The sequence below is a fragment of the Streptomyces sp. 1222.5 genome (assembly GCF_900105245.1).
GTDB lineage: Bacteria > Actinomycetota > Actinomycetes > Streptomycetales > Streptomycetaceae > Streptomyces > Streptomyces albidocamelliae.
On the sequence record NZ_FNSZ01000001.1, the window covers coordinates 7,091,908 to 7,112,220 of the forward strand.

Annotated in this window: 16 protein-coding genes; 9 read left to right on the top strand and 7 right to left on the bottom strand. The window is 75.0% G+C overall.

Annotation, left to right across the window (positions count from 1 at the left end; translation table 11 throughout):
• Nucleotides 1-79: 79 nt before the first annotated feature.
• Both BLW57_RS32185 and BLW57_RS32190 read right to left on the bottom strand, forming a co-directional pair.
• Complete coding sequence (locus tag BLW57_RS32185) at nucleotides 80-1,699, bottom strand: P-loop NTPase family protein (protein WP_093479249.1); 1,620 nt, start codon at nucleotides 1,697-1,699, stop codon at nucleotides 80-82.
• Between the two features lie 40 nt (nucleotides 1,700-1,739).
• Nucleotides 1,740-1,934, bottom strand: coding sequence for a hypothetical protein (locus tag BLW57_RS32190; protein WP_073899278.1), 195 nt, complete (start codon nucleotides 1,932-1,934; stop codon nucleotides 1,740-1,742).
• Nucleotides 1,935-2,256: 322 nt separating this feature from the next.
• Between BLW57_RS32190 and BLW57_RS32195 the strand changes: the two genes are divergently transcribed.
• The 5 genes from BLW57_RS32195 to BLW57_RS32215 all read left to right on the top strand — a co-directional run bounded on the left by BLW57_RS32195 (nucleotide 2,257) and on the right by BLW57_RS32215 (nucleotide 7,789).
• The gene (locus tag BLW57_RS32195) at nucleotides 2,257-2,649 is read left to right on the top strand and encodes an ankyrin repeat domain-containing protein (protein WP_093479250.1); all 393 of its coding nucleotides are present in this window, start codon (nucleotides 2,257-2,259) and stop codon (nucleotides 2,647-2,649) included.
• A gap of 300 nt (nucleotides 2,650-2,949) precedes the next feature.
• Complete coding sequence (locus BLW57_RS32200; RefSeq protein WP_093479251.1) at nucleotides 2,950-4,368, top strand: HEAT repeat domain-containing protein; 1,419 nt, start codon at nucleotides 2,950-2,952, stop codon at nucleotides 4,366-4,368.
• A gap of 186 nt (nucleotides 4,369-4,554) precedes the next feature.
• Complete coding sequence (locus BLW57_RS32205; RefSeq protein WP_093479252.1) at nucleotides 4,555-5,682, top strand: glycosyltransferase family 4 protein; 1,128 nt, start codon at nucleotides 4,555-4,557, stop codon at nucleotides 5,680-5,682.
• Complete coding sequence (locus BLW57_RS32210; protein WP_093479253.1) at nucleotides 5,679-6,854, top strand: glycosyltransferase; 1,176 nt, start codon at nucleotides 5,679-5,681, stop codon at nucleotides 6,852-6,854. The genes BLW57_RS32205 and BLW57_RS32210 overlap by 4 nt, the downstream gene beginning before the upstream one ends.
• Nucleotides 6,851-7,789, top strand: a complete 939-nt coding sequence (locus tag BLW57_RS32215) for an SGNH/GDSL hydrolase family protein (protein ID WP_093479254.1) — start codon at nucleotides 6,851-6,853, stop codon at nucleotides 7,787-7,789. The genes BLW57_RS32210 and BLW57_RS32215 overlap by 4 nt, the downstream gene beginning before the upstream one ends.
• Here BLW57_RS32215 and BLW57_RS32220 read toward each other — a convergent pair.
• From BLW57_RS32220 to BLW57_RS32240, 5 genes are all read right to left on the bottom strand, one after another.
• The gene (locus BLW57_RS32220) at nucleotides 7,690-8,559 is read right to left on the bottom strand and encodes a 5-oxoprolinase subunit C family protein (RefSeq protein WP_093479255.1); all 870 of its coding nucleotides are present in this window, start codon (nucleotides 8,557-8,559) and stop codon (nucleotides 7,690-7,692) included. The two genes, BLW57_RS32215 and BLW57_RS32220, sit on opposite strands and share 100 nt — an antisense overlap.
• 94 nt (nucleotides 8,560-8,653) lie before the next feature.
• Complete coding sequence (locus tag BLW57_RS32225; RefSeq protein ID WP_093479256.1) at nucleotides 8,654-9,271, bottom strand: 5-oxoprolinase subunit B family protein; 618 nt, start codon at nucleotides 9,269-9,271, stop codon at nucleotides 8,654-8,656.
• Complete coding sequence (locus tag BLW57_RS32230; protein WP_093479257.1) at nucleotides 9,268-10,026, bottom strand: LamB/YcsF family protein; 759 nt, start codon at nucleotides 10,024-10,026, stop codon at nucleotides 9,268-9,270. The genes BLW57_RS32225 and BLW57_RS32230 overlap by 4 nt, the downstream gene beginning before the upstream one ends.
• Before the next feature lie 68 nt (nucleotides 10,027-10,094).
• On the bottom strand, nucleotides 10,095-10,934 hold the full coding sequence (locus BLW57_RS32235) for a putative hydro-lyase (protein ID WP_093479258.1): 840 nt from the start codon (nucleotides 10,932-10,934) through the stop codon (nucleotides 10,095-10,097).
• The gene (locus BLW57_RS32240; RefSeq protein WP_093479259.1) at nucleotides 10,931-12,250 is read right to left on the bottom strand and encodes an MFS transporter; all 1,320 of its coding nucleotides are present in this window, start codon (nucleotides 12,248-12,250) and stop codon (nucleotides 10,931-10,933) included. Before BLW57_RS32240 ends, BLW57_RS32235 begins: the two co-directional genes overlap by 4 nt.
• 127 nt (nucleotides 12,251-12,377) lie before the next feature.
• Between BLW57_RS32240 and BLW57_RS32245 the strand changes: the two genes are divergently transcribed.
• The 4 genes from BLW57_RS32245 (at nucleotide 12,378) to BLW57_RS32260 (ending at nucleotide 20,312) form a co-directional block, all read left to right on the top strand.
• Entirely contained in the window at nucleotides 12,378-13,079 is a 702-nt protein-coding gene (locus BLW57_RS32245; protein ID WP_093479260.1) for a GntR family transcriptional regulator, read from the top strand.
• An 82-nt stretch (nucleotides 13,080-13,161) separates the two neighbouring features.
• Complete coding sequence (locus BLW57_RS32250; RefSeq protein ID WP_093479261.1) at nucleotides 13,162-14,691, top strand: hypothetical protein; 1,530 nt, start codon at nucleotides 13,162-13,164, stop codon at nucleotides 14,689-14,691.
• A 31-nt stretch (nucleotides 14,692-14,722) separates the two neighbouring features.
• Nucleotides 14,723-15,613, top strand: a complete 891-nt coding sequence (locus BLW57_RS32255; protein ID WP_093479262.1) for a hypothetical protein — start codon at nucleotides 14,723-14,725, stop codon at nucleotides 15,611-15,613.
• A gap of 37 nt (nucleotides 15,614-15,650) precedes the next feature.
• Complete coding sequence (locus tag BLW57_RS32260) at nucleotides 15,651-20,312, top strand: hypothetical protein (protein WP_093479263.1); 4,662 nt, start codon at nucleotides 15,651-15,653, stop codon at nucleotides 20,310-20,312.
• The last annotated feature ends 1 nt before the right edge of the window (nucleotide 20,313 follow it).

A 20,313-nucleotide genomic window follows, 5' to 3' on the forward strand; every position in this document is an offset into this window, starting at 1 on the left:
CTGCCGGCGCGCTGGCCCGGCGGCCACGCGCCGCCGGGGTGCCGCGGCCGGTGTCGGCCGCGGCACCCCGGCAGGTGTCCTACGAGGGTTCCGCGGCCAGTGCCTCCACGGGAGCCGGGGTGGGCTTCGTGAAGTCCGCCGGGGCCGGGGCCGACGTCGGCTGCTCGTCCGCCGTGGTCGTGCGCGGCGGCAGCAGCGCCAGCACCGCCTGCCGGTCCACGTCGCTCGTCGCCTCGTCGTACGGATCGGGCGTGCGCGGCACCTGGAGCCGGTGCACAGGACCCGACCCCAGCCGGGCGTACCCCCGCCCCGGCGGTACGTGGGCGAGGGCCGTCGTGTGCGGCGGCATCCCCAGGACCGCCTCCACCTGTCCCGGCGCCGCGGGCCCGAGCACGACACGCGCGCGCGTGTGCTGCCGTACCGCGTCGCTCAGCGCGTCCGCGCCGTCGATCTGCTCGGCCACGACCACGGTCACGTTCGCCGCGCGGCCGTGCCGCAGCGGCAGCTGGAGCAGTGCCTGCGGGTCCTTGCGGCCGTCCGTCGCGGCGAGGTGCGCGAAGACGCTCGGGCGGTCCAGCACGATCCACAGCGGTCGCCGGGTGTCCTCGGGCGGCGGGTCGCCCGCCTGCCGGGCCAGGTTGATGGCGATGAGCCGCCGCTCGGTCTCCTGGGCGGCCCACTCCAGGCTGGCCAGCGCCCCGGGGAGGGCGCACTCCACGGCCAGGACGCCGTCCCGGCCGGTCAGGCACGCGTACTCACCCGTGCCCCCGCCGTCGACGATCAGGACGTCGCCGTACTCCAGGGCCTGCAGGGCGATGGAGCGCAGCAGGGTGGAGGTGCCGCTGCCGGGGTGGCCCATGGCCAGCAGGTGCGGCTCGGTGGAGCGGATGCCGGTGCGCCAGACGACCGGGGGGACGTCGATCTCCTCCTCCGCGAAGGAGAGGGGGAGCGTGCGCTGGACCTCGCCCGGGTCGGTGAAGCCGAGGACGGTCTCGCCGGGCGCGGTGACGAAGCGCTGGGCGGTGATGTCGGTGGGCAGCGGGGCGAGGACGGTGACCGTGAGCTGGTTGCCCTCCTCGTCCCACGCGAAGCGGTACTCGCGGCCCCGCCCGGCCTTCGCGGTGAGCACCTGCTCGACCCGCGCGCGGGCCGCGGGCTCGCCGTCGGGGAAGTAGGCGGGGTAGCGGATCACGAGGTGGCCGATGCGTCCGCCGTCCTCGAACTCGTGCTCGGTGAGGGCCTTCTGCCAGTCCCCGCCGTGCAGGTAGAGCGGCGCGGGGTCCTCGGGGCCGGTGAAGTACGGCACCAGGGCCTCGTACAGCGCCTGGAGCCGTTCGGTCTGCGACTCGTCGGGCCCCTCGGGCTCCCGCGGGGTGCGGTCGCGGCCCTGCCAGGCCGCCGCCGCCATCACGGTGATGACGGCGAGCAGCGGCCCGTACGGCACCAGGGCCACGACCAGGAACACGGAGGCCGTCAGGAACAGCAGGGGGCCGCGTCGGTCCTTCGGGGTGTCCGCCCACCTGCGCCGACCGGCCGTGGCCAGCCGGCGCAGTCCGCGCGAGACGGTGATCAGCGGGTGGAGGACGTCGGTGGCGCTGTCGGCCGCCGTCCGGGCCAGCTCCCGGCTCCGGGCGATCTGCGTCCGGGCGATCTGCGCGCTGTCTTTGCTCAGAATGCGGGGGAGAGGGCGCCGGGCCACTGCTGTCTCCTGATCGTGCGTGCGGGCGTGACGGTCGGGGTCAGAACTTGAGGCCGCCGAGGAGGCTGGCCAGACTCTCGCCGCCTGCCTTGATGCTCGGGGCGATGGCCGTGCTCGACAGGTAGAAGCCGAACAGGGCCGAGACCGTGGCGTGCGAACCCTTCAGTCCGTCCTTGCGGAAGAAGAGGAAGACGATGACGCCGAGCAGGAACACGCCTGACAGGGAGAGGATCATTTCGGGCCTCCTGGTGTCGAAGGTGGGGGACAGTCACCATGAGTTGTTCCAGGATCACAGCATGTATCCATACGATTAAAGGTGCAACTGGGTGAAATGCGGCTGATTTCCCCCACTCGGCGGAGCCGATCCGGCCCGGTTGACCAGGATTGATGCCGCCAACGGAGCCTGTCGGTGATCTTTACCTCGGGCAGATCGGGTCATGTGCCGCGAGAGCCAGTACGCTGGCGATTCACTCGTACGGCGGCGTACGGCCGCGTCCCGCGCGCTGCCGTACGCTGCCTGACGTTCACCGAAGTTCCGAGGAGAGGCGGTCCGGCCGATGAGCGAAGCCCCCGACCCCGAGGTCGTGGAGCTGGCCACCAAGATCTTCGATCTGGCCCGACAGGGGCAGACCGAGGCGCTCGTGGCGTATGTCGACGCGGGCGTGCCGGCCAATCTCACCAACGACCGCGGCGACTCCCTGGTGATGCTCGCCGCCTACCACGGCCACGCCGACGCGGTGAAGGCGCTGCTGGTCCGGGGCGCGGAGGCGGACCGGATCAACGACCGGGGCCAGACCCCGCTCGCGGGCGCCGTCTTCAAGGGCGAGACGGACGTGATCAAGGTCCTTCTCGAAGCCGGGGCGGACCCCGCCGCGGGCACGCCGTCGGCCGTCGACACGGCCCGCATGTTCGGCAAGGCGGAGCTGCTGGAGTTGTTCGGCGTCAACTGAGCCGGACGTCCTGATCAGGTACGACACGGAAAACGGGGGAGGCGGTAACAGGCCGCCGTAAATACGGTCGCGGCAGCACACACCGCGGGTCATCATGACGTCGTGCTTCACGGACGCGATGGCTGGGCAGGTGTTGCCGCACCGCGCGGGCCGTGATGCGGTCCGCATGGGCCACCGACGAGAGGCAGAGAGAGATGGTCTACAGCAAGCAAGAGACGGCGGGCGCTCCGACGTTGTGTCACGCGGCCAGGTAGTGCGTGTTCCCCGGTTGCGTCGACGCTTGATGTGAGGCTGTTTCCCATGTTCGATCCGGTCATAGCGCCCAGCGGTACGCTGCTCGGGCTGCTCCAGCGCGGTCGCGGCGACGGCACGCTGCACGCGCTCACGGCCCCGCGCGCCGAAGCGCTCGCGGCCCTCAACCACTGTGTGCTGCGCGATCCCCGCCACGACTGGCAGGTGGAGAACCGCTCCCTTTACTACGCCCGGCTCTACCTCGACCTGAACGGCGAGCTGGACGCCGTCGAGGCGCACCTGTTCGACGCCGAGGACGTCCTCGACACCGAGGACTCCCGCACCGGCCTGGCACTGGCAGTCCTCGGGCACCTCGCCTCCTACGGCAGGCGGGACGCCCTGGAGCTGCTGCGCAGGTACGCCGCCCACGGCTCCAACTGGGCCTGGGCCCTGGACGAGCTCGCCCTGCGGGACGACGACGCGGGCCTGCGCGCCCTGGCCGCCCCCGTCCTGGCCCGCTTCCCCGCCGATCCCGAGGGCGACGCCGAGCTGGCCGCCACCGTGCGGGACGCCTTCGAACCGCGGCCCTGGCGGTTGTGGGCCGAGGATCCGCGCGAACCGATCGCCACGCGCGTGCGTGCCGCCCACGAGGCCGGCTGTTTCGACCGCTGGCAGCGGCAGATGCGGCCCACCGGGCCGCGCCCCGGCTGGAGCGTGCGCGCCGTCTTCGAATGGGCCCAGCAGGGCATGGAGCGCGGCGCCGCCCTCCATGTCCCGGCCGCCCGCTGCCTGGTCGCCGTGGCCGGCCCCGAGGACCGGCCCGAGATCCTCCGGGCCGCCCGCGACGGCGACGACGGCGCGCGCTGCACCGCACTGCGCTACCTCGCCGACAGTAACGATCCGGGCGCCCTGGACCTCGTCGAGGCCGCCGTCGTCGACGGCACGGCTCCCGTCGTCGAGGCCGCCGTGGACGCCTTCGAGCGGATGCAGAGCGTCGCCGCCGTCGACCGCGCCCGCCGCTGGGCCCAGCGCCCCGACGCCCTCGGCGCCGCCGCCGGACGCGTGCTGGCCTGCCGGGGCGGCAGCCAGGACCGTGAACTCGTCCTCGGGGCCCTGCGCGAGGCCGTACGCGGCGAGGGCCCCGACGCACCCACCCTGTGGACCCTCGTCGACGGCGCCGGACGCCTCGGCATCGCCTGCGCGGCCCCCGTGCTGCGCCACGTCTACCGAGAGACGGCCTCCTCCCATCTCCGCGGCCGCGCCGCCCGCGCCCTGGCCGCCACCGATCCCTCCTTCGCCACCGGATTCGCCGTCGAATGCCTGTGGGACTGCGAGGAGACCACCCGCGAAGTGGCCGCCCGGCACGCCGAGACCGGCGACGCCCGGGTCGTGGAGCGACTGCGCCGCCTGGCCGTGGACCCGGCCGAGGAGGACGAGGTGCAGACGGCGGTGCGCAGCCGCTTCGGCCCGGACCTCGCCGCCGGCTGACCTCCGCGCACGCACACGGCCGCGGCGCACGACCGCCCGCCGTGTGAACAACCGGTGACCCGGGGGTCAGGCGGCCATGACGGCCGTCTGACCCGCTCGGGTGTGCGGTCCAACGCTCATGGGACGTTTCCCGCGCGGAAAGATCGAAGTCGACGCGGCCACGTCCGGCACGGCGACAACACCCGTATGCGTGTCGTCATCGTGACCGAATCCTTTCCCCCCGACGTGAACGGCGTGGCCCACTGCGCGTTCCAGACCGCCCGGCACCTCGTAGATCGCGGTCACCTTCCGCTCGTCGTCGCGCCGGCCACCGCCCCCGGCAGCCCGCCGGACACGGATGCCCCGTGCCCGGTCGTCCGAGTCCCCTCCCTTCCCCTCCCCGGCTACCCCCAGGTCCGAGTCGCCCTGCCGAGCAGGCGTCTCGCCGCGGCCCTCACGGAGCACCGCGCCGACGTGGTCCACCTGGCGAGTCCCTTCGTCCTCGGCGTCCGCGGCATGGCGGCCGCCGCCCGCCTCGGCATCCCCGCCGTAGCCGTCTACCAGACCGACCTGGCCGGCTACGCCCGCACCTACATGGGCGCCGGAGAGGCCGCGGCCTGGCGCCGGATCCGCTCCGTGCACTCCGCCGCCGACCTCACCCTGGCCCCGTCCAGCGCCGCCCTCGACGATCTGGAGGCACACGGTGTGCCCCGGGTACGGCTGTGGCCCCGCGGCGTCGACACCGTACGTTTCCGGCCAGAGCACCGCGACGAGTCCCTGCGCCGCGAACTCGCCCCGAACGGCGAGCTGATCGTCGGCTACGTCGGCCGGCTCGCCCCCGAGAAGCACGTGGAACTCCTCGCCGGGGTCGGCGCCATGACGGGCGTGCGGCTGGTGGTCGTCGGCGACGGACCCAGTCAGGCCCAGCTGACCGAGGTCCTGCCCGGCGCGGTCTTCCTCGGCCGCCGCACCGGCGGTGAACTGGCCCGGATCTTTGCCTCGCTGGACCTGTTCGTGCACACCGGCCCCTTCGAGACGTTCTGCCAGACCGTCCAGGAGGCCATGGCCAGTGGTGTCCCGGTCGTCGCGCCCGCCGCCGGCGGCCCGCTCGACCTGGTGGCCCACGGCCGCACCGGCCTGCTCGTCCCGCCCCGCGACGCCGCCGCCGTGCACGACGCCGTCCGCGAACTGGCCGCCGACCCCGCGCGGCGGGCCGCCTACGGCGCCGCCGCCCGCACGATGGTCGAGGGCCGCACCTGGGCCGCCGTCGGCGACCGGCTGATCGCCCACTACGACGACGTCCTCGCGACGCGGATGACGGCGGTGGCGGCATGACCGGCCAGTCCCTGCGCATCGTCCGGCTCGCCAACTTCGTCGCCCCCGCCTCCGGCGGCCTGCGCACCGCCCTGCGTGAACTGGGCAGGGGCTACCGGGCCGCCGGCCACGCACCCGTGCTGATCGTGCCCGGCGAACGCCACACCGACCGCGACACCGAGCAGGGCCGGGTCATCACCCTCCCCGGCCCCCTGCTGCCCGGCACCGGCGGGTACCGCGTCCTCACCGACAGGCGGCGCGTCGCCGCCCTGCTGGAGGACCTCGCCCCGGACCGCCTGGAGGTCTCCGACCGTACGACCCTGCGCTGGACCGGCCGCTGGGCCCGCCGCGCGCGCGTGCCCTCCGTCATGGTCTCCCACGAGACCGCCGACGGCGTCCTGCGCACCTGGGGCCTGTCCGAGCAGCTGTCCCGCCGGACCGCCGACGCCCTCAACACCCGTACGGCACACGTCTACTCACGGGTCGTGTGCACGACGGAGTTCGCCGAGCGCGAGTTCGTCCGCATCGGCGCGCGCAATGTCGTACGCGCCCCCCTCGGCGTCGACCTGATGGAACGCCACCCCGGGCTGCGCGACCCGGGGCTGCGGGGACAGCACGTGCGCGGGGACGAGGCGCTGCTCGTGATGTGCTCCCGGCTGTCCGTGGAGAAGCGGCCCGGCACGGCCCTGGACGCCCTGGAGGCGCTGCTGCGGCGCGGACGACGGGCGGCGCTGGTGGTGGCCGGGGACGGACCGCAGCGAGCCCGGCTGGAACAGCGCGCGCGGGAGCGCGGGCTGCCGGTGACCTTCCTGGGGCACGTCTCCGACCGGTCCCTCCTCGGCGCGCTCCAGGCGTCCGCCGACGTCTGCCTCGCACCTGGACCCGCCGAGACCTTCGGGCTGGCCGCCCTGGAGGCCATGGCCTGCGGCACACCGGTGGTCGCCGGCGCGTCCTCCGCGCTGCCCGAGGTGATCGGGTCCGCCGGCGTGGCCGCGGCCGGTACCGGGGAGGCGTTCGCGGACGCCGTCGAATCCCTCCTGGAGCGCGGCGAGTCCGTGCGGCGGGACGCGGCACGCGCGCGTGCCGAGTGCTTCGGCTGGGGAACGGCCGTCGAGGCGTTCCTGGCGGCCCACGACACGGAGGTGGTGCGCCACCCGGAGCCCCGCCGCACCGTCGCGGAGGGCGTGGCATGAGACCCGTCCGCTTCGTGGCCCTCGGCGACTCGCTGACCGAGGGCGTGGGCGACCCCGCCGGGGACGACTGGCGCGGCTGGGCCGCGCTCCTGGCGGCCGCACTGCCCGTGGAGTTCACCAACCTCGCGGTCAGCGGGGCCCAGACCCGGGACGTGCTCGAGTCGCAGACCCCCGCCGCCCTCGGCCTGCGGCCCGGCCTCGTCTCCGTGGTCGTCGGCGTCAACGACACGCTGCGGCACACCTTCGACATCCACACCGTCGCCGCCAACCTCGACCAGACCTACGCGGCTCTCGCCGGCCAGGGCGCCACCCTGCTCACCGCCTGCCTGCCCGACCCCGGTGCGATGCTCGGGCTCCCGGGCGCGCTGGCCCGCCCGCTGGCCCGGCGGCAGCGGGCGGTCAACGACGTCGTGCACGCGTTGTCCGAGCGGTACGGCGCCGTCCACCTGCACGCGGCGGACGGGGACTGGGTGAGCGACCGCACGCTGTGGAGCGCCGACCGGCTGCACCCGGGGGAGCGCGGTCACCGGCAGTTCGCGGTCCGCTTCCACGCCCTGCTCGCCGAGGCGGGCCGGGCGACCGGGGAGCCGCCCTCGCCCGAGCCGGAGTTCCCCGCGCCGACCCGGACGGCGAGCCTGTGGTGGCTCGCCACCGCCGGCACCGGCTGGGTGGCCCGCCGCTGCGGGGACCTGCTCCCGCAACTGCTGCGCCTCGCCGCCGACGAACTCCACCACCACGCCCGGGGCACCAGCTCCCGGCTCGACCTGAGCGCGTCGGCGGCCGTGTCCGCGGCCCTCGCGGCCCTGCCCGAGCCCACCGTCGACGGGGCCGGGGCTCAGCGGCGCCGTACCGGCACGAAGCGGACCGGGGTGCCCGGCAGGGCCTGCGCCACCGCCGGGAGGTCGGCGGTGCGGACCACCGCGATGACCGGGTAGCCGCCGGTCGTCGGATGGTCCGCCAGGAAGACCACCGGACGTCCGTCCGGCGGGACCTGGACCGCGCCGAGGACCATGCCCTCGCTGGGGAGTTCACCGGGCCGGGCCCGCTCCAGCGGGGGCCCTTCGGTGCGCAGGCCGATGCGGTTGCTCGCCGGGGAGACCCGGTAGGCGCGCGTGGTGAGCGTCCGGACGGCGCCGGCCGTGAACCAGTCCGCGCGCGGTCCGGGGGTCACCCGGAGCACGAGGCCGGCCGGCGGGCGGGGCTGCGGGACGCCGTCCACGCGCGCGGGCGGCCCGGCCGGGGCACCCAGCGGCAGCACCGTGCCGTCGGTGAGCGGCGCCGGGCCGAGGCCGGACAGCAGGTCCGTGGCCCGGCTGCCGAGGACCGGCTCCACGGCGATGCCGCCGGAGACGGCCAGGTAGCCGCGCACCCCGGCGGTGGCCGCGCCCACCTCCAGCAGCTCGCCCTCCCGCACCAGGACGGGGGCGCCCCACGCGGCCGGCCGGCCGCCCACCCGGACGGGGCAGGGCGCACCGCCCACCGCCACGGTCACCGTCGAACGGGGGCGCACCGCACAGCCGTCGAGCGTGGTCTCCAGGACGGCCGCGTCCGGCGGGTTGCCGACCAGCCGGTTCACGAGCGCGGCCGCGGGCGGGTCGAGGGCCCCGGAGCGGGGCACCCCGAGGTGGGCGTATCCCGGCCGGCCGCGGTCCTGCACGGTGGTCAGCGCCCCGGAGCGCACGACGACGAGCGCACGGTCGGTCATGCGCCCTCCCCTGCCGCGCGGGTGTCACGCGTACGCGCGCGTGGCCGGTCGTGGCGCCCGCCGTCGGTACGCCGTGCACGCGCGCGTGGCCCGTTCACAAGTCCTCCGCCGGGACGAACCGCACGCGCGCTCCCGGTGACAGCAGGGCGGCCGGTACGCGCGTGTGGTCCCACAGCACGGCGTCCGTCGTTCCGATCAGCTGCCAGCCGCCCGGCGAGGAACGCGGGTAGACGCCGGTGTAGGGGCCGGCCAGGGCGACCGCGCCGGCCGGGACCGTCGTGCGCGGGGTGGCCCGGCGCGGCACGTCGTAGCGGCCCGGGAGTCCGGTGAGGTACCCGAAGCCCGGTGCGAATCCGCAGAAGGCCACCGTGAATTCGGTGCCCGCGTGGATGCGGCCCACCTCCGCGCGGGGCACACCCCAGTGCGCGGCCACCTCCCCGAGGTCCGGGCCGTCGTAGCGCACGGGCAGGTCGATGGGTTCCCGCGCGTGGGGCGGCGCCGACGGCACCGCGGCGGAGGCCAGTTCCGCGGCCCGGCGGACCGGGTCGTCCAGGCCGTCGAGGAGGACCGTCCGGGCCGCCGGCACGATCTCGCGCACGGCCAGCGACCCCTCCGCGCGGCGCCGCAGCAGCTCCGCATGGAGGGCCTGCGCCTCCTCGCCCGAGGCCACCTCGACGAGGAGCGCGTCGTCGCCGACGGGAAGCGTCCTCACGCGAAGGCCTCCACCCGCACCCCGGCCGCCAGCAGCCGCTCGCGCACCCGGCGGGCCAGGTCCACCGCGCCGGGCGTGTCGCCGTGCAGGCACAGCGAGCGGGCGCGCACCTGGACGCGCGTGCCGGAGTGCGCGGTGACCACGCCGGACCGCGCGAGGCCCACCGAGCGCTCCACGACGGCCTCCGGGTCGGTCACCACGGCGCCGTTCCGGCCGCGGGGCACCAGCGTGCCCTCGTCGGTGTACGCGCGGTCCGCGAACGCCTCCGTGACGGCCGGCAGCCCCGCCCCGGCGGCCAGCTCCAGCAGCCGCGAGCCGGGCAGGCACAGCAGGGGCAGCGAGGCGTCCGCGAGCAGCACACCGTCGATCACCGAACGGGCCTGCTCCTCGTCGTGCACGACCCGGTTGTAGAGCGCGCCGTGCGGTTTGACGTACGCCACGCGCGCCCCGGCGGCCCGCGCGAACACCTCCAGGGCGCCGATCTGGTAGGCCACTTCGGCCGCCAGCTCGGCGGGCGGCACGTCCATCGCGCGCCGCCCGAACCCGGCGAGGTCCCGGTAGGAGACCTGCGCGCCGATCGTCACCCCGCGCTCGGCCGCCAGTTCGCACACGCGGCGCATGGTCGCCGCGTCCCCGGCGTGGAACCCGCAGGCCACGTTGGCGCTGGTGACGACGGACAGCAGCTGTTCGTCGTCGGTCAGCCGCCAGCGGCCGAAGCCCTCGCCGAGGTCGGCGTTCAGATCGATCGCGGTCATGGTGCTCTCGTGTCTCCCGTTCGGGTGCGTTCGGGTGCGGTCGGGGCCGCGAGTCGGCGGCACCGGTGTCAGTCGACGCCGACCAGTCGGTACTGCTCGTCACGGGCGTCGGTCAGGAACATCTGCCCCGGTGCGTGGGTGATGGCGAACGGCGGCCTGGAGGCCATGACCGCCGCCTGAGGAGTCACCCCGCAGGCCCAGAACACCGGGATGTCGCCGTCGTCGAGGACGACCGGGTCGCCGAAGTCGGGCCGGTCCAGGTCCTCGATGCCGAGGGCGGCTGGATCTCCGCAGTGCACGGGGCCGCCGTGCACGGCCGGCAGGAGGCTGCTCTCCCGGATCGCGGCGCGCAGGTGCTCGGGCGGCACCGGGCGCATCGACACCACCATCGGGCCGCGCAGCCTGCCCGCCTCCCGGCACGCGCGGCCGGTCGCGTACATCGGCACGTTGCGACCCTGCTCGACGTGCCGGATCGGCACGCCCGCCCGGGCCAGCGCCCACTCGAAGGTGAAGCTGCAGCCGAGCAGGAACGACACCAGGTCGTCCCGCCAGTACGCGCGCGCGTCCGTCGGCTCGTCGACGAGTTCGCCGTCCTGCCACACCCGGTAGCGCGGCAGATCGGTGCGCAGGTCCGCGCCCTCGGCGAGGACGGTCGTCGCGGAGCCGGCGTCGGTGACGTCGAGCACCGGGCACGGTTTGGGATTGCGCTGGCAGAACAGCAGCATGTCGTAGGCCCAGTCGGCGGGTACGGCGATCAGGTTGGCCTGCGTGTGGCCCGCGGCGACCCCGGCCGTGGGTCCGGCCAGGCCCTCGCGGAAACGGGCCCGCGCGGTCTCCGGGCTCCACGCGTGCGCGTGCTCGCGGGCCGTGGCGACCGGCCGGTCCTCGGTACGGTGCGGCCGCGTCACGCCAGTTCCCTTCCACGGGTCTCCGGGAGCCCGAGCAGCGCGAGGGCCGCGAGCCCGTAGCCGAGCGCCCCGAAGACCAGCGCACCGCCCACGCCCCAGCTGTCCGCGAGGAAGCCCACCAGGGTCGGGAACACCGCCCCGACCGCGCGCCCGGTGTTGTACGTGAAGCCCTGGCCGGTGCCGCGCACCGCCGTCGGGTACAGCTCGCTCAGGTAGGACCCGAAGCCGCTGAAGATGGCCGACATGCAGAAACCGAGCGGGAAGCCGAGCACCAGCAGCAGGGTGTCGGCACCGTGCGGGATGTTCGCGTAGGCCAGGACGCACACCGCCGACAGCAGCGCGAACAGCCAGATGTTGTTCCGCCGGCCGAGCCGGTCGGTGAGGTGGCCGCCGGTCAGGTAGCCGAGGAACGCGCCGGAGATCAGGAACGTCAGGTAGCCGCCCGTGCCGACGACCGACAGGCCGCGCTCGGACTTCAGGTACGTGGGCACCCAGGTGGCCAGCGTGTAGTAGCCGCCCTGCACGCCCGTGGAGAGCAGGCTCGCGAACACGGTCGTGCGCAGCAGACCCGGGGCGCCGTTCCGGCCCGGGCGGAAGATCGCCGCGAACGAGCCCCGCGCAGGGTCCTGTTCGCGGGCCGCCGTCGCCGTGGGGGCGTCGTGGACCCGACGCCGCATCCACACCACCAGCAGCGCGGGCAGCGCGCCGGTCCAGAACATCACGCGCCAGGCCAGGTCGTCCCCGACGAAGGTGAAGACCAGCGTGTAGACGACCGCGGCCAGCGCCCAGCCGACCGCCCAGGAGCTCTGGACCGCACCGAGCGTGCGCCCCCGGTGCCGGGCGCTCGCGTACTCGGCCACCAGGATCGCGCCCACCGCCCACTCGCCGCCGAAGCCGAGCCCCTGGAGCGCGCGGAAGACCAGCAGCGTCTCGTAGCTGGGCGCGAAGCCGCAGGCCACCGTGAAGACCGCGTACGCGATCACCGTGATCATCAGGGCCCGGACCCGGCCGACCCGGTCCGCGACCACCCCTGCCACGGCGCCGCCGACCGCGGACACCACCAGGGTGACCGCGGTGAACAGGCCGGTCTGGCCGCTGCTGAGGCCGAAGTACGCGGAGAGCGCCACCATGCTCAGCGGCAGCGTGAAGTAGTCGTAGGAATCCAGGGCATATCCGCCGAAAGCTCCGGCGAAGGCGCGTCGGCCACGCGGACCGAGGGCGCGGAGCCAGCCGAACGCGCCGTCGTCGGCGGTGCGTTCGCCGTGCGCCGGCCGTACGCCGGAGGGGGCCGGCCGGGGCGGTGGTGTCGTGCTCATGGGCACCTCGCAGTAGGGGGACGGAGGGTGCTGGGAAGTGAGCCGTGCGGAGCACCGTAGGGGATCGTTCAACGATCCTTCAATACCTACGTTGTCTCGTTCCGGTGCGTGCGATTGAATTCCGGGCATGGCAGAGCAGCTGGCGGGACTGGCCGACGACCGCGCCCTCCTGGGGCGCACGAGCACGGCGGAGCGGGTTTCGGACATCCTCAGAAGCCGCATCGCCGACGGGTACTTCCCACCCGGCACCCGGCTGTCGGAGGACGGGATCGGCGGGGCGCTCGGCGTCTCCCGCAACACCCTGCGCGAGGCGTTCCGGCTGCTCACGCACGAGCGCCTGCTGATCCACGAGCTCAACCGGGGCGTGTTCGTCCGGGTGCTGACCGTCGAGGACGTCGAGGACATCTACCGCACGCGCTCCCTCGTGGAGTGCGCCGTCGTCCGCGGCCTGGGCGAGCCGCCCTACCCGCTGCACGGACTGGCCTCCGCGGTCGCGGAGGGCGATGCGGCGGCCGCCGACAATGACTGGAAAGCGATGGGCACGGCCAACATCCACTTCCATCAGGAACTGGTCGCCCTCGCCGGCAGCGAACGCACCGACGAACTGATGCGCAGCGTCTTCGCCGAGCTGCGGCTGGCCTTCCATGTCGTCGACGACCCGCGCCGGCTGCACGAGCCGTATCTCGCCCGCAACCGCCGGATCCTGCAGGCCCTCCAGGCCGGTGAGCGGACGACGGCGGAACACCTGCTGCAGACCTACCTCGCGGACTCCCTGGAGCGCGTGGTCGAGGTGTACCGGCGCCGGGTCGGCGAAGAGGGCGCCGAGTAGGAGCGCCCCGACTCCAGGGGGGCCAAACCGGCGGAGCCTCTCGTTTGGGTCGATGTCAGACCGAGGACCTAGTCTGTGCACCGTGACTTCGCCTGCATCGACGGACAGCGTTCCGCCCCAGCTCAGCGCGGGGCCGCGCCCGGCGCCGGGCCCGGCCGCCGACGAGGGGCTGGCGCGTCGGCTGCGCGCGCTCGCCTGCACCGCGCCGCTGCACGACCTCGACGCACGCAAGGCCAACCTGGCCGGCGAGTACTCGGTGTACGGGATGGCCGAGGTGGCGCTGGCCGCCATCGACCTGGTCACGCTCAACATGGACTTCGACACCGGCGCCGACCACGAGCAGATCGTGGCCAGGCTCGTCCCGCGCATCGGCGCCCAGGCCCCCCACCGCCCCACCGCCGAGCACGAGCGGGTGGCCCGCTGGGTCCTGGAGAACCTGATCAACGTCGGCAGCGTCGACCGCGGCTTCCGCGCCGTCTACGGCACCTTCGCGCCGGACGGCAGCTACGTCCGCCGGGACTACGACTTCAAGCTGATCGAAGAGGTCCCCGGCCCCGGCGGCACGGTCTACCTGCGGACCACCGACGAGGCGGTCAACGTCCTGGTCGGCGCCCTCGACACCGACGTCACCAGCGCCCAGATCGCCGCCGAGGTCAAGCTCGAGGTACTGATCAACCGCGGCCGCCTCGCCGACGCCCAGCTCGCCGCCGAGCAGGCCCGCTACCGCACGGTGCAGTACTCCGAGACCCTGCGCCGCGCCCTCGACGCCACCCGGCGCAACGTCCGCGCGGTGGACTGGCTGGGCGCCGTGCCCGACATGATCGCCGAGGCCCTGGACCACGTGGCCGAGCGCTACCGCCACGAGAACGCCATCCTCACCAACATCCGCAAGGCCCGGGACGAGACCGAGGACGCCGAGCACAAGCGCCGCGCCGCCGAACTGGTCGACATCGTCAAGGACTGCATCCGGCGCCACACCCAGCTCCAGTCGCGCCTGCTGGAGGCCGGCCCGCTGTTCCGCGCGGAGCAGGACCGGCAGGCCTTCGCCACCCCCGCGACGACCTCCGGAACGGATCTCTACGGTCACCTCGTCGCCCCCCTGCTGCCGCTGCCCCTGGAGCAGGCGATCCGGGTCACGGACGCGTTCTTCGCGCATGGCACCGGCCTGCGGACACCGGTGTCGGTGCGCGTCGCCGACCTGGTCGACATCCTGCTGACGCCGCCGGTGGAGCGTGAGCACCTGGGCGCGGAGATGCCCGAGCCGGACCTGATCGCCACACCGGACGACAGCCGCTTCAGCGAGGAGCAGCTGGCCGCGGCGACGGACCTGCTGGACCTCCCGGCGGACGCGCCCCGGAGACTGTCCGGACTGCTCGCCGAGGCACGCCGGACGGGCGACCCCGCTCTGGCCTACCTCGTCGCCCTGCTGGCGGTCCACGCCGCCAGCCCCCCGGTGGGCACCGCCTACCGCCAGGGCGAGGAGAAGCTGCTGTTCGCCGTGGACGACGGGACGGAGCTGGACGACCCCGAGTTCGGCGGGGCGGATCTGATCGTCGGGACGGCCCTGCTGGACGCGGCGGGGATGGCGGCCGACAGGACGGAAGCAGCATGAGTGACCGAGAACGCGACAAGGAGTCAACGCCGTGAGCGAGCACGTCGAGTGGAGTGACACGGAGGCCCCGGCCCCGTCGGCATCCGCCGCCGTCACCCCCGCCGACGCCGCCGACGCGGCGCGGCTCGTCGCCTTCGGACTGCAGCCCAAACTGCAGCCCGCCCGCGACCAGGAATACGCGGACTTGCTGCGCCGCTACCGCGACGACCCGCCCTTCGCTCGGCTCGCGGACGCGGTCGCCGCCGGCCTGGGACTGGTTGTGCTGGAGGTCTCCCCGCGCGCGGGCATGGCCGTGACGGCCGCCGAGGACTCGGTGTTCGCCGTCCGCATGGGCGACTACGCGCGTCGCACCGCCGCCGACGCCGGCGACCGTTTCCTGCACGGACTCGCCCATCTCGCCGTCGCCGCCCTGGCGTTCCCGCGCCCCGAGGACCTCGCCGACGACACCTACATCGGCCGCGTCTCGGTCAACGGCGTCGATGCCTTCGTCCGGCAGGCCTGCCGGCGCCTGGAGGAGCGCGCCGAGGAACACGGCGTGAACACCGACCCGGCGACGGACGCCCCCGGCCTGGAGGCCGCCTGGCGGATCTGGGCCCGCCGCAGCGCCACCGGCGCCACCAAGGACGCCCGCCGTCCGGCCGCCTCCACCACCGGCATGGTCGCGAAGGCGGTGGCCTTCCTCACCGACTCGGGGTTCCTCCAGCGCACCGGCGACGACAGCGGCGGCACCTACCGCACCACGGCCCGCTACCAACTCCAGGTGCGCGACATGGCCGGTGGCGCCGCCATGGCCGAACTGCTCGACCTGGGCGTCGTCCCGGTCACCGACGGCACCGCCAGCCTGCTGCCGGCCGAGGACACCGACGACCTGGAACTGGTGGCCGACGCCGGTCTGCCGTTCCACGCGCCCTCGCACCCCTGAACCCCCTGAACCGCCAGAAGACTGACGAGAGTCCGCCATGTACGAGCTGTCCCGGGTCCGCCTCTACTCCATCGGTCCCGCCGGTGCGCGCTACGCCGACACCGTGCTTGACCTGCGGGGCGTGGGCCAGCCCGTGCCCGACCCGGCGCCCACCCAGGCGGAGTTCTTCGCGGAGGAGCCGTCCGGGCCGCCGCGCCGGCCGGCCCCCGCGGGCGTGCTGTTCCTGGAGAACGGCGGCGGCAAGTCCGTCCTGCTCAAGCTGATCTTCTCGGTGATGCTTCCGGGCCACCGCAACACCCTCGGCGGCGCCAGCTCCGGCGTGCTGCGCAAGTTCCTGCTCGCCGACGACTGCGGGCACGTGGCCCTGGAGTGGCAGCACGTGCAGACCGGCGAGTGCGTCGTCGTGGGCAAGGCCAGCGAGTGGCGCGGCCGGCAGGTCTCCAACGACCCGCGGAAGTTCGCCGAGGCCTGGTACTCGTTCCGGCCCGGCCCCGGCCTCAGCCTGGACAACCTGCCCGTGGCCGAGTCCACCGCCGTTCGGCCGCCCGTCGAGGGCGCCTCCGGCGCCCGGGGCCGCCGCCGCACCATGAAGGGCTTCCGCGACGCCCTCACGGAGGCCGGCAAGGCCTACCCGCACCTGGAGGTGCACTGGGAGGAGATCCACGACCGCTGGATCGAGCACCTCGGCGCCCTCGGCCTCGACCCCGAACTCTTCCGCTACCAGCGCGAGATGAACGCCGACGAGGGCGAGGCGGCCGGTCTCTTCGCGGTCAAGAAGGACTCCGACTTCACCGACCTGCTGCTGCGCGCGGTCACCGACACCCGCGACACCGACGGCCTCGCCGACCTCGTCAGCGGCTTCGGCAACAAGCTCGGCCGGCGCGCCGAACTGATCGCCGAACGCGACTTCACCGCGGGCTCGGTCGACCTGCTCGGACGCATCGTCGAGGCCGCCGACGCCCGCGGACGCGCGCGTGACGTCCACGCGGGCGCCGAGCGCCGTACCCGCACACTGGCCCGACGGCTGTCCGCGCGGGCCGTGCGGGAACGGGTACGCGCCGCCGACCTCGCCCAGCGGGTCACCGCCGCCGCGTACAGCGTCACCCACTCCGAAGGCGCACGCGAGCGCAGCGCCCTGGTCGCCGCCGAACTCGCCTACCGGCACGCCTCCCTGGCGCTCGCCGCCGCGGAGAAGTCCGCCGCGGCGCAGAAGCGCGAGCTCGCCGACGCCCGCACCCTGCACTCCGCCTGGCAGGCCGCGGAAGCCGTACTGCGCCACCGCGCCGCCGCCGACCGCGCCGCGCGCGTGTCCGCCGCCATCCAGGAGGCCGAACGCGACGCGGCTCCCGCGCTCGCGGCCCGCGCCAAGGCCGCCGTGGACCTCGTACGGGCCCTGCAGGCGGCCGCGGAGAGCGCCGAGGCCCTCGCCAACGAGGAGGAGGAGCGCTCCGCCGCCCTCCAGGAGGTCAGCGACTGCGCCTACCGGGACTCCACCTCGGCCGCCACCGAGGCGCAGCGCGCCCGCAGCGAGGCCGGTCACCTGCGCCAGCGCCTCACCGAGGTCGAGCAGGAGACCGCCGAGGCCGTCCGCGCCGGCTGGCTGGACGACAGCTCCCCGGACGCCGACCCGGCACGCGCCGCGCTCGCCGCCAGCGACGCCGAGAAGACCGCCGTGGCCGCCTGGGACGCGGCCCGCGAGGCCGCCCGCAGGACCACCGAGCACGCGCGCGAGGCGGCCTCCGCGGAGTCCCGCGCCGAACTGACGGCGGCCCGCGCGGCCGACGCCGGTACGGCTGCCGAGCGCGCCCACGAGGCCGAGCGGCGCCTGGCCGAGTCGCTGGCCACCGAGGAGCGGCTGGCGGAACTGCTGAGCCTGCCGGGCGCACCCGGGGCGGCACGCGTGGGCGTGCCCGCCCCCAGGACCGGAGCGGACGACGGCGCACCGGACACGCCGGCCGCGGACCCGGCGGCCCCGGCCGAGAGCCCGCTCACCGCCGAGGAACTCGACCGGTTCGCCGACGAGTTGCGCGCCCTCCTCGACGACGCCGTGTCCGCCGCCGAACGGCACCTCTTCGAACTGCGCACCGCAGCCGCCGACGACGCCCGGATCCTCGGCGCCCTCGGCGACGGCGGACTGCTGCCGCCCGGCCCCGACGTCCTGGCCACCGTCGAGTTCCTCGGCGAGCACGGCATCCCCGCGCTGCCCGGCTGGCGCTACCTCGCGCAGGCCGTCGACCCCGCCGACCACGCGCGCGTGCTCGCCGCCCGCCCCGAACTCGTCGACGGCGTGATCATCACCGACCCCGACACCCACGCGCGGGCCCGCGAGGCCCTCGGCGACGCCGCCCTGCTGCCCCGCTCCGCCGTGGCCGTCGGCACGGCCGCGGCCCTGCTCGCCCCGACCCCCGCCGACGACGCCGGCCCCGGCGACGTCTTCCTCGTGCCGCCGAACCCGGCCATGCACGACGAGCACGCCGCCGACGAGGAACGGCATGCCCTGCGCGCGCGGGCCGGCGAACGCGACGAGGAGATCCGCACCCTCGCCACCCGGCTCGGCAAGGACCGTGAACTGGCCGCCCGGCTCGCCTCCTGGCGCACCGGCTGCCCCGCGGGGCGCCTCACCGAACTGACCCGCGCCGCCGAGGAGGCCCGCGCCTTCGCCGAGGAGGCCGAGGCCGAACTCGCCGAGGCGCGGACCGCGCGCGCGGAGGCCGACGAGGCCGCCGCCGAGGCCGCGCAGATCCGCGACGAACGGCAGGAGGCCGCGCAGAAGGCCCGCCGCGCCGCCGACGCCCTGGCCGGACTCGCCTTCCGGCTCCGCGAACGCGCCGGCTGGCAGGCGAAGCTGCGCGAACTCGCCGATGACGCCGCCGAGTCAGAGGCCCGCGCCCAGACCTGTCTGGACCGCGCCCGCGCCGCCGACGAGGACCGCCGGGGCGCCCAGCGCGCCGCCGACGACGCCCGCCGCACCGCGCGCGCCCTGCGTGCCGAGCGCTCCGAGATCGCGGGCGCCCCCGACGAGGTACCGGACGACGGCGCGGACGCCCCCGAGGCGTCCCTGCCCGCCCTGCGCGAGGCCTACCGGGCCGCCTCCCAGCTGTACGAGAAGGTCGGCGTCGGCGCCGACCTACGGGCGGAGCAGGCCCGCGCGGAGAGCGACGAGAGCGCCGCCCGCGCCGAACTCGACCGGCTCAGCAACAAGGTGCGCACCCGAGCCGAGCAGCTGCTCCAGTCGCCCGACGGCTCCGACGGACCCTCCCGGCAGGCGGCCGCCACCCGTGCCGAGGAACTGGTGCAGCTCCTGGAGACCCGGATGTCGACCGCGAGCGAGCAGCTCGGCCGGCTGCGCGGCGAAGCGGAGCGGCACGCGCCCGAGGACGGCGAGGCGCACACCGAGCTGCCCGAGGAACTCCTCCCGTGCGACGCCGAGCACGCCCAGGCGCTGCTGCGCACGGCCACGGCCGAACTGGCCGCGCGCGCCGAGGCGCTGGCCGGGGCCCGCGAGGCGCACGCGGAGCTGCTGGAGGCCCACCGCGCCGCCGAGGACGCGGCCGGCGGCTTCGACGAGATCGCCGCCATGCTCCGCGACCTGCTTCGCGAGCACACCCCCGACGAGGAGCAGGAGGAGCCGGAGCCGTACCCCGGCAGCCTGGAGGAGGCCCGGCACTCCGCCGCCGAGGGCCGCCGCTCGCTGCGCGGCTGTGCCGCCGACCTGTCCGCCGCCGAGGCCGGCGTGCGCGAGGCGAGCGACGTCCTCGTCCGGCACGCCAACTCCACGCGTTACGAACAGGTCCGCACGCCCGCCCGGCAGCAGATCCGCGAACTGCCCGCCGCCGCGCTGCCCGAGCACGCCCAGAAGTGGGCGGACGCCTTCGCGCCGCGGCTGCGCGTCCTGACGGACGAGCTCGCCCAGCTGGAGCGCAACCGGGACTCGATCGTGGACCGGCTGCGCGGACTCGTGGAGTCGGCGCTGGCGACCCTGCGGTCCGCCCAGCGGCTCTCCCGGCTACCCGAGGGCCTGGGCGAATGGTCCGGGCAGGAGTTCCTGCGCATCCGCTTCGAGGAGCCCGACCAGGCCACGCTCACCGAACGGCTCGGCGACGTCATCGACGACGCCACGCGCGCGGCCGTGAAGAGGAACTCCGACCTGCGCCGCGACGGCATGTCCCTGCTGCTGCGCGGCGTCGGGGCGGCCCTCCAGCCGAAGGGCGTCGCCGTCGAGATCCTCAAGCCGGACGCGGTCCTGCGCGCCGAACGCGTCCCCGTCGGCCAGATGGGTGACGTCTTCTCCGGCGGTCAGCTGCTCACCGCGGCCATCGCCCTGTACTGCACGATGGCCGCCCTGCGCTCGAACGACCGGGGCCGCGACAAGCAGCGGCACGCGGGCACGCTCTTCCTGGACAACCCCATCGGCCGCGCCAACGCCACCTACCTGCTGGAACTCCAGCGGGCCGTGTCGGACGCGCTGGGCGTCCAGCTGCTGTACACCACCGGCCTGTTCGACACGACGGCGCTGGCCGAGTTCCCGCTGGTCATCCGTCTGCGCAACGACGCCGACCTCAGGGCGGGCCTGAAGTACATCAGCGTGGAGGAGCACCTGAGGCCCGGCCTGCCGCCACAGCCGCAGGCGGGCGAGGCGGTCCACAGCGAGATCACGGCGACCCGGATGTACAAGAAACCTGCCGGCAGCACGTCGTGAG